The 8,992-nt window shown below is 70.7% G+C and carries 8 protein-coding genes; 1 reads left to right on the forward strand and 7 read right to left on the reverse strand.

Annotation, left to right across the window (positions count from 1 at the left end; all coding sequences use genetic code 11):
* From C1J01_RS42755 to C1J01_RS42785, 7 genes are all read right to left on the reverse strand, one after another.
* Nucleotides 1–977, reverse strand: a 977-nt coding sequence (locus C1J01_RS42755; protein WP_111184751.1) for a serine/threonine-protein kinase, incomplete at its 3' end; no start/stop codon positions are given.
* Between the two features lie 36 nt (nucleotides 978–1,013).
* Nucleotides 1,014–2,834, reverse strand: a complete 1,821-nt coding sequence (locus C1J01_RS42760) for a S9 family peptidase (protein WP_111184752.1) — start codon at nucleotides 2,832–2,834, stop codon at nucleotides 1,014–1,016.
* Nucleotides 2,835–2,883: 49 nt separating this feature from the next.
* Nucleotides 2,884–3,729, reverse strand: a complete 846-nt coding sequence (locus C1J01_RS42765) for a glutamate ABC transporter substrate-binding protein (protein ID WP_111184753.1) — start codon at nucleotides 3,727–3,729, stop codon at nucleotides 2,884–2,886.
* A gap of 143 nt (nucleotides 3,730–3,872) precedes the next feature.
* Entirely contained in the window at nucleotides 3,873–4,790 is a 918-nt protein-coding gene (locus C1J01_RS42770) for an amino acid ABC transporter permease (RefSeq protein ID WP_111184754.1), read from the reverse strand.
* On the reverse strand, nucleotides 4,787–5,455 hold the full coding sequence (locus tag C1J01_RS42775; RefSeq protein WP_111184758.1) for an amino acid ABC transporter permease: 669 nt from the start codon (nucleotides 5,453–5,455) through the stop codon (nucleotides 4,787–4,789). Before C1J01_RS42775 ends, C1J01_RS42770 begins: the two co-directional genes overlap by 4 nt.
* Before the next feature lie 58 nt (nucleotides 5,456–5,513).
* A complete protein-coding gene (locus C1J01_RS42780) occupies nucleotides 5,514–6,386 on the reverse strand; it encodes a glutamate ABC transporter substrate-binding protein (RefSeq protein WP_111184755.1) in 873 nt (290 codons plus the stop codon).
* Nucleotides 6,387–6,404: 18 nt separating this feature from the next.
* A complete protein-coding gene (locus C1J01_RS42785) occupies nucleotides 6,405–7,160 on the reverse strand; it encodes an amino acid ABC transporter ATP-binding protein (protein WP_111184756.1) in 756 nt (251 codons plus the stop codon).
* A gap of 138 nt (nucleotides 7,161–7,298) precedes the next feature.
* Here C1J01_RS42785 and miaB point away from each other — a divergent pair, with 138 nt between their 5' ends.
* On the forward strand, nucleotides 7,299–8,795 hold the full coding sequence (gene miaB / locus C1J01_RS42790) for a tRNA (N6-isopentenyl adenosine(37)-C2)-methylthiotransferase MiaB (RefSeq protein WP_181449272.1): 1,497 nt from the start codon (nucleotides 7,299–7,301) through the stop codon (nucleotides 8,793–8,795).
* Nucleotides 8,796–8,992 lie beyond the last annotated feature (197 nt).

The following is an 8,992-nucleotide window of genomic DNA, read 5'->3' on the forward strand; positions in this document are numbered from 1 at the left end:
CAGTCGACGAACATCCGGCCCTCGGCCTTGGCCAGGAAGCGCTGGGCGTACACGGGGCCGAAGGACTCGGAGCGGTCGTACGACGCGGCGCTGGCGGCCGTCGGGAGCGAGAGGGCCACGGCGGTGGCGGAGAGGGGTTCGTCGCGGGAGATCGGCGGCAGGGGGAGCTGGGCCTCCGTGCGGGCGGCCGTGTGGAGGACGGCGGCGATCTCAGGAAGCGGCGGCCGGGCGGCGGGGTCCTTGGCGGTGCAGGCGTCGATGACGTCCCAGAGGGTGTCGGACATGCCCTCAAGCCGCCGCGGCGCCATGTGCAGCGCCGAGTGCAGCGCGCTCAGCCCGTGGCCGCCCGCGAACGGCGGACGCCCGGCCAGCAGCTCGTACAGCAGCATGCCGAGCGCGTAGACGTCGGCCGCCGGCGAGGGACGCTCGCCGCGTAACACCTCGGGCGCCAGGAAGACGGGCGTGCCCGCCACGGAGCCGGTCGTGCTGGCCGTGGAGCTGTGCAGGATGCGCGAGACGCCGAAGTCGGTCAGCCGCAGCGCCCCGGTGGCCTGGTCGACCAGCACGTTGGCGGGCTTGACGTCGCAGTGGACGACGCCCCGCTCGTGGGCGTGGGCGAGCGCCTCGGCCAGCGAGGCGGTCATCGTGGCGGCCGTGGCCGCGGGGAGCGTGCCGGAGCGGCGTACGAGCGCGCTCAGGTCGCCGCCGGTCACCAGGTCCATCACGATCGCGATGCGGTCGCCTTCGAGGACGAAGTCGCGGATGGACACGATGCCCGGATGGCGTAACCGGATCAGGACGGTGCGTTCGCGGACGAACCTGGTGACGGTGTCGGGCTCGCGCGTCAGCCGGGGATGCAGGAGCTTGGCCGCCACCTGCTCCCCGGTGCGGCGGTCGAGCGCACGCCACACGGTGCCCATGGCGCCCTCGCCGAGGATCTCGACGAGGCGGTAGGAGCTGCCGAGGGAATCGTCCATAGCGGCGATCATGCTAGCAAACCGTGACCACTCCGCTCAGAAGATCTGCTGGTAGAAGGCCAGCTCGGCGGCGAGCGCCGCGGCCCGCGTCTCCGTGCGGCGAAAGCCGTGGGACTCGCCCTCGAAGGCGAGGTACGTGCAGGGGACGCCGCGCTCGGACAGCGCCTCGGCGAACGTCTCCGACTGCTCCGGCGGCACCACGGGATCGTCGAGCCCCTGGAGGAGCAGCATGGGGCAGGTCACGCCGCCGACCAGGGCGAGCGGCTCGCGGGCGGCGTACACCTCGGAGTCCTCCGGGCCCACCAGCCACTCCACGTAACGCGACTCGAAGTCGTGGGTGTGGGCGACCAGCGGGGCGAGCGCGCTGATGCCGTAGTAGGAGACGCCGCCGGCGAACACGTCGGAACGGCAGCAGGCCGCCATCACCGTCCAGCCGCCCGCGCTGCCCCCGCGTACGGCGATCCTCCCGGCGTCGGCCAGGCCCTCGGCGGCGAGCCAGCGGGCGGCGGCGACCACATCCTCGACGTCGGCCAGGCCCCACTGTCCCTTCAACCGTTCGCGGTAGGCACGGCCGTAGCCGGTGGAGCCGCCGTAGTTGACGTCGAGCACGCCGATGCCGCGTGAGGTGAGGAACGCCTTCTCCAGGTCGAGCGCGGTGTCGGCCTGAGCGGTCGGCCCGCCGTGCACGAAGATCACGTACGGAGGAGTGTCGCCTTCGGTGGCCGGGGCGTACGGCGGATAGAGGAAGGCGTGCACCCCGCGCTCGCCAGGCACGCGCACGGCGCGGGGGAGCGGCAGATATTCGGGATCGGGCAGCGAGGCGAGGTCGCTCCCGAGGGCGAGATGCCCTCCCGCGGCCGTGTCGGCCCGCACCACCGAGCGCGGGGCCGTGGCGGCGTAGGCGACGCCGACCACGGACGTGCCCTCGGCCGCCAGCGCGGCGTCCCACCCGGCAAAGGGCAGGTCGAGGTCGCTCAGCGCCCCCGACCCGGGGTCGAGCACCCCCAGCCGCAGGTCTCCGCGGCCGTGCAGCACCGCGAGCCGCCCGCCGGGCAACACGGTGTACGGCATGCCGCCCAGCCGCCACGGCGGCAGCGTGAACTCCTCCTCGGCCCGGTGCACCGCCCGCGCGTCCTCGCCCTGGAGGCCGACCTCGTAGAGGTTCCACCAGCCGGAGGAGTCGGAGATCAGGTAGAGGCGGGAGTCGTCCTTCCACGCCGGGGCCAGGACCGACTCGGCCGGGCCGCCCTTGACCGTCCAGGAGCGGCCGTCGGCCAGGGACGTGACGCGCAGTTCGGTGCCGTCCCACGGCATGCGGGGGTGGTCCCAGCAGATGTAGGCCAGGTGCCGCCCGTCGGGGGAGACGGCGGGGGAGGCGAAGAAGTCGCAGCCGTTGACGCGTTCGCGGATCTCGCCGCCGTCGAGCGGGACGGACACGATCGCGCGGCTCACCTTGCCGTCGCCGCTGTGGCGCTCGCGGACGCACCACACCTGGCCGTCGTGGACCAGCAGGTCGGCGTAGCGGGAGCCCTCGGGGGTGAGCGGGCGCGGATCGCGGTCATCGGCCAGGAGGTAGAGCCGCTGGTCCTGGAGGTTGGCGAAGACGATCTCGCCCGCGGGGGTCACGGTGTAGGGGCGGCCGCCGTACTCGTGGACCCGGGTGCGGGCCGACCACGGGGCCGGCAGTAACTCGGTGCGGGTGCCGTCGGGAGCGCGGCACACGATGGTGGTGCGCCCGCCCTCGTCGGGACGCTCCTCGGTCCACCACACCCGGCCGTCGCGGGCGATGGGCCAGGCGGGGCGCGTGCCGGAACTCGCCACGTCTCTGGTCGAAATGGGGGAGGGCCAGAAAGGCATACCCGCATCCTGCCGGAAGATCTGCGCGAACGCAGGGGGCTCCCGCGGTTCAGCCGCAGCGCTGGAGGGTGGGCATCGAGGCGGGCAACTCGAGCCCCGTCCCACCGAACCACTTGCGCAGCAGGCGCGCGGCCGTGCCGTCCTGCCACATCCGGGTGATCGCCCGGTTCACGGCCTCGCAGGTGGCGACGTCGCCCTCCTTGATGCCGACGCCGAACCTCTCGACCGAGATGGGGTCGTTCAGCAGCCGGAACCTGCCGGGTTGCTGCTCGGCGAACCCGGCGAGGATCAGGTTGTCGGTACTGACCGCGTCGAGCTGCCCGGCGGCGAGCTTGCGCACGCAGTCGGAGTAGTTCGCCGCGGGCACCAGGACGGCGGGCAGGTTCAGCTGGCCGTCGGGCGGCGGATCCACGATGCGCCGATACGAGTTGGACCCCTCGGCCAGGCAGATGCGCTTGCCCCGCAGGTCGGCGGTCTTCCTGATGCTGTCGTCGGTGGCCCGCACCATCGTGTCCTGCCGGGCGATCACGTACGGCCCGGCGAAGGTCACCCTGGCCGAGCGCGCCGGCGTGATGCTGTAGGAGGCGACGACGAGGTCGACGGTGCCGTTCTGGAGCAGCGCCTCTCGGGCTGACGACGGCGAGTCCCGCCAGGTGATCCGGACGTCGTCGCCGCCGGCGAGCTGCCTGACGATGTAGCGGGCGACGTCGACGTCGAAGCCCTGCGGATCGCCCGCGCCCGTGCGCAGGCCCACGCCCGGCTGGTCGATCTTGGTGCCGACCACGGCCGTGCCGGTGTTCCTGATCTTGTCGGCGACGGTCGTGTACGAGCCGCCGCCCCCGCACGCCGACAGTGCCAGCACCATGACGAGCCCCGCGTGCGCCGCCCCCCGCATGCTTCCCCCCGACCTCCTTGCAAGGAGGCTACCTGCGGGGGTACGCCCCCAGACCTGCGGCAAAGCAGACCTGGCGATTTCTTGGGAGTCCCAAGAAGGCGGGCCCGGGAAGGCGGCGGGCACGTGGGCCCGCCGCCTTGAGGTCACTCCATGCCGTGGCCGGCCGCGACGCCACCGCCCACGGGCCCCGTGCCCGCCCCGGCGCCGACGGCCGGAGCGCCAGGAGGCGCGATCGGCGCCGCGCTGGTCTTGCGGCTGCGCCGGCTGCGCCGCTCCAGCCACGTGGCGAGGAAGCTCAGCGCCATGTTGAGCGCCACGTAGATGATGCCGATGACGATGGCCGCCGGGATCAGTGAGCCGAAGAAGCGGGCCGGCAGGATCTTGAACCCGGTGTTGAGCAGGTCGACGTAGGCGATGATGTAGCCGAGCGCGGTGTCCTTCAGCAGCACCACGAGCTGGCTGACGATCGCCGGCATCATCGCCGTGACGGCCTGCGGCAGCAGCACCAGCCGCATCACCTGGTTCTTGCGCATGCCGACCGCGTACGCGGCCTCCGACTGGCCCTTGGGCACCGACAGCACGCCGGCCCTGACGACCTCGGCCAGCACCGAGCCGTTGTAGAGCATCAGGCCGACGACGACCGCCATGAACGTGTAGTCGCCGGGACCCCCCAGCGCGGGCGCCAGGTAGAAGATGAAGAAGATCAGCAGCAGCAGCGGGATGGCCCGGAAGACCTCGACCACCACACCGGCCGGGATGCGGATCCAGCGGTGGTCGGACAACCGCGCCAGGCCGAAGACCGCGCCGAAGACCAGGGCGAGCACCGAGGCCACCGCGGCGGCCCGCAACGTGCCGAGCAGGCCGGGGAAGATGTAGAACTCCCACGTCTCCCACTCCAGGAACGGCTGCCAGATCTGGGCCCGCCACTGGCCCTTGGCGTCGAAGCCGCTGTAGAGGCCGTACAGGACGGCGCCGACCAGGATGACGCTGGCCACCGTGAGAAGCGCGTTGCGCGTCCTCGCCCGCGGCCCGGGGACGTCGAACAGAACCGAAGCGCTCATCGGGCCACCGCCAGGCGCCGGGCCAGCCGGCCGGTGAACCAGCCGATGGGCAGGGTCACCGCCATGAACGCGACCACGATGCCGAGGAAGATCGGGATCGAGGCGCCGACCTGGTCAAAGGCCTCCTTCATGTTGGCCGCCGAGTCGGCGGCGAATCCCCCCGCCACCGCGACGGTGGTGTTCTTGATCATGGCGATCATCACGCTGCCCAGCGGCGCGACGACCGCGCGGAACGCCTGGGGCAGGATGATCATCCGGAGTGACTGCGTGAACGTCAGCCCGATCGCCCGGGCCGCCTCCGCCTGCCCGAGCGGCACCGTGTTGATGCCCGCGCGCAGCGCCTCGCAGACGAAGGCCGCCGTGTAGGCCGACAGGCCCATCGCGACGATCCAGAACGAGTTGGTCCTGGGCTCGGAGGAGAAGACCAGCCCGAGCTGGTCGCTGAGCCCGAGCGCGGAGAACGCCAGCACCAGGGTCAGGGGAGTGTTGCGGACCACGTTGACGTAGAAGGTGCCGGCCACCCGCAGGACTGGGGTGGGGGAAACTCTCATCGCCACCAGGATGGTGCCGAGAATCAGGGAGGTGATCGCGCCCACGATGGAGAGCTTGATGTTCTCCAGGAACCCCAGGGCGAGGTCGGGCGCGTACCTAATCAGATCTTCCATCGTGCTCCACCACATAGGGCGGCGGCGGCCGGGTCGCCGGCCGCCGCCTCATGTGTGATCAGGCGCAGCCCTCGGCCGGCGGCGCGGTCTCGGACAGCTTCAGGCCCTGGATGCCGCCGAACCACTTGTCCAGCAGCGTCTTCATGGTGCCGTTGTCCCACAGTGCCTTCACCGCGGCGTTGACCGCCTCGCAGGTCTTGGTGTCGCCCTTCTTCAGGCCGACGCCGTACTTCTCGTCGGTGAAGCCCTGGCCCAGCACCTTGAAGCTGCCGCCGGACTCCTGCGCCTGCTTGGCGAAGCCCGCCAGGATCAGGTCGTCGGTGGTCACCGCGTCGAGGTTGCTGCCGGTCAGCTTCTGCACGCACTCGGAGTAGTTGGCGGCGTCGACGGTGGTGGCGTCGAGGTCGAGCTCACCGTCCGGCGGCGGCTCGGTGATGCGCGCGTAGGAGTTGGAGCCGGCGGCCTTGCAGATCCGCTTGCCCTCGAGGTCCTGCGGGGTGTTGATCGAGGTGTCGTCGCCGCGGACCATCACGTCCTGGTGGGCCACGACGTACGGGCCGCCGAAGGTGACCTTGGTCTTGCGCTCCTCGGTGATGGAGTACGTGGCGAAGATGATGTCAACGGTGCCGTTCTGGAGGAACGGCTCGCGGTTGGAGGAGGCCGACTCCTTCCACTCGACCGTGACGTCCTGGCCGCCGTTCATCTGCTTCAGCACGGCCTTGGCCACGTCGACGTCGAAGCCCTCGGGTTCGGCGCCCATCTTCAGGCCGAGGCTCGGCTGGTCCCATTTGGTGCCGACCACGATCGTCTCGCCGGCCGCGATCTTGTCCGCGACCGTGGCGTAGGTCGCTTCGCTGCCGCCGCCACAGGCGGACAGGCCGGCGGCCATTGCCAACACCGAGAGCAGTGCTCCCGCTCGACGCATGTGCATGTGTACCTGCCTCAATCTTCAGTGCGTGAGGATCTTCGAAAGGAAGTCACGCGCTCGGTCGGTCTGCGCGTTGGTGAAGAACTCGTCGGGGGTGTTCTCCTCCACGATCTGGCCGTCCGCCATGAACACGACGCGGTTGGCGGCCCGCCGGGCGAAGCCCATCTCGTGTGTGACGACCATCATGGTCATCCCGTCGCGCGCCAGCCCGATCATGACGTCGAGCACCTCCTGCACCATCTCGGGGTCCAGTGCGGAGGTCGGCTCGTCGAACAGGATCATCTTCGGGTCCATGGCCAGCGCCCTGGCGATCGCGACGCGTTGCTGCTGGCCGCCCGACAGCTGGGCCGGATACTTGTCGGCCTGCGCCGCGATGCCCACCCGTTCGAGCAGCTCCATCGCCCGCTTGTCGGCGGCGTCCTTCGCGATGCCGCGCACCTTGACGGGGCCCAGGGTGACGTTCTCCCGGATGGTCTTGTGCGCGAAAAGATTGAACGACTGGAAGACCATCCCGACTTCGGACCGAAGTTTGGCCAGACCCTTGCCCTCGGCGGGCAGGACGTTGCCGTCGAAGACGATCCTCCCGCCGTCGATCGTCTCCAGCCGGTTGATCGCGCGGCAGAGCGTGGACTTTCCGCCGCCGGACGGGCCGATGACGACCAGAACCTCGCCACGAGAGACGGTCAAGTTGATGTCCTTCAGGACGTGGAGCGACCCGAAGTGCTTGTTGACGTTCTCCAACTGCACGAGTGGAGTGGCGTCTCCGTTCTCCGTCATGGAACGAAACGGTAGAGGGCGTTAGAGCGCTGGTCACTAACCGAGCGGTACCGATCCGATCACATCGTGCCATCAAGCTGGCCTTTTGGAACGGTGAGGGCTATGTCAAGTCCGAGTGCGACTACCCTTGAACGTGCCATGACTGTGACCCAGGAGAGCGCCCGCACATACGAAGTGCGCACATACGGGTGCCAGATGAATGTGCACGACTCCGAGCGGCTGTCGGGCCTGCTGGAGGACGCCGGCTACGTGCCCGTTCCCGACGGGGAGACGGCGGACGTGGTCGTGTTCAACACGTGTGCCGTGCGGGAGAACGCCGACAATCGTCTCTACGGCAATCTCGGCCACCTCCGCCCCGCCAAGACGCGCAACCCGCGCATGCAGATCGCCGTGGGCGGCTGCCTGGCGCAGAAGGACCAGGGCGAGATCGTCCGCAAGGCGCCGTGGGTCGACGTGGTGTTCGGCACCCACAACATCGGCTCACTGCCGGTGCTGCTGGAGCGGGCCCGCATCGAGGGCGAGGCGCAGGTCGAGCTGAAGGAGTCGCTGGAGGTCTTCCCCTCCACGCTGCCGACCAGGCGCGAGTCGCCGTACGCCGCGTGGGTGGCCGTCTCGGTCGGCTGCAACAACACCTGCACGTTCTGCATCGTGCCGTCGCTGCGCGGCAAGGAGAAGGACCGCCGGCCCGGCGACGTGCTCGCCGAGGTCCGCACGCTGGTCGGGCAGGGCGTCCTGGAGGTCACGCTGCTCGGCCAGAACGTCAACACCTACGGCGTGGAGTTCGGCGACCGGCTGGCGTTCGGCAAGCTGCTGCGCGCCTGCGGCGACGTCGAGGGCCTGGAGCGGGTGCGCTTCACCTCGCCCCACCCGGCGGCCTTCACCGACGACGTGATCGCCGCCATGGCCGAGACGCCCAACGTCATGCACCAGCTCCACATGCCGCTGCAGTCGGGCTCCGACCGGGTGCTGCGCGCCATGCGGCGCTCCTACCGCGCCGAGCGCTACCTCGGCATCATCGAGCGGGTGCGCGCGGCCATGCCCGACGCCGCCATCTCCACCGACATCATCGTCGGCTTCCCCGGCGAGACCGAGGACGACTTCCAGCAGACGCTCGAGGTGGTCCGGCGCAGCCGCTTCGCCAACGCCTTCACCTTCCAGTACTCCATCCGTCCCGGCACCCCGGCGGCCACCATGGACGACCAGGTGCCCAAGGAGGTCGTGCAGGAGCGCTACGAGCGGCTGGTGGCCCTGCAGGAGGAGATCTCCTGGGAGGAGAACAAGAAGCAGGTCGGCCGCACGCTCGAGGTGCTGGTCGCCGAGGGCGAGGGCCGCAAGGACGAGACCACCCGCCGGCTGTCCGGGCGCGCGCCCGACAACCGCCTGGTCCACTTCGCGGCCGGCGACGCGACGCCGCGGCCGGGCGACATGGTCACGGTCGAGGTGACGTACGCGGCGCCGCACCACCTGGTGGCCGACGGGCCGCTGCTCGGTGTCCGGCGCACCCGCGCGGGCGACGCCTGGGAGGCCCGCCAGGGGCGCCCTGCCGGGCAGGGCGCGGGCGTTCTGCTGGGCATGCCGACCATCGGCCGGCCGCAGCCGTCCGCTGCGGCCACAGGAGGCTGCTCGGCCCACTGACGCGGGTTCGGCTTGACGAGGCTTGACGAAGGGCGGTGCCGTACGGCGCCGCCTTTCGGCGTTCTCAGCGGAACAGGTGGTCCAGGAACGCGTGGCAGGCGCCGCGGCGGAAGTCGTCGAACGTGGCGCAGGGGTCCGGGAAGCCCGGGGGAGGGTGGCCGGCGCTGCGGTCCCGTGACTGACTCTTATACACATCT

This window comes from Nonomuraea aridisoli (genome assembly GCF_003236395.1).
GTDB lineage: Bacteria > Actinomycetota > Actinomycetes > Streptosporangiales > Streptosporangiaceae > Nonomuraea > Nonomuraea aridisoli.

Excerpts from the sequence above, each read along its gene's own strand:
- C1J01_RS42760 (WP_111184752.1), bottom strand. The coding sequence starts at position 2,834 with ATGCCTTTCTGGCCCTCCCCCATTTCGACCAGAGACGTGGCGAGTTCC.
- C1J01_RS42765 (WP_111184753.1), bottom strand. The coding sequence starts at position 3,729 with ATGCGGGGGGCGGCGCACGCGGGGCTCGTCATGGTGCTGGCACTGTCG.
- C1J01_RS42770 (WP_111184754.1), bottom strand. The coding sequence starts at position 4,790 with ATGAGCGCTTCGGTTCTGTTCGACGTCCCCGGGCCGCGGGCGAGGACG.
- C1J01_RS42775 (WP_111184758.1), bottom strand. The coding sequence starts at position 5,455 with ATGGAAGATCTGATTAGGTACGCGCCCGACCTCGCCCTGGGGTTCCTG.
- C1J01_RS42780 (WP_111184755.1), bottom strand. The coding sequence starts at position 6,386 with ATGCACATGCGTCGAGCGGGAGCACTGCTCTCGGTGTTGGCAATGGCC.
- C1J01_RS42785 (WP_111184756.1), bottom strand. The coding sequence starts at position 7,160 with ATGACGGAGAACGGAGACGCCACTCCACTCGTGCAGTTGGAGAACGTC.
- miaB (WP_181449272.1), top strand. The coding sequence starts at position 7,299 with ATGACTGTGACCCAGGAGAGCGCCCGCACATACGAAGTGCGCACATAC.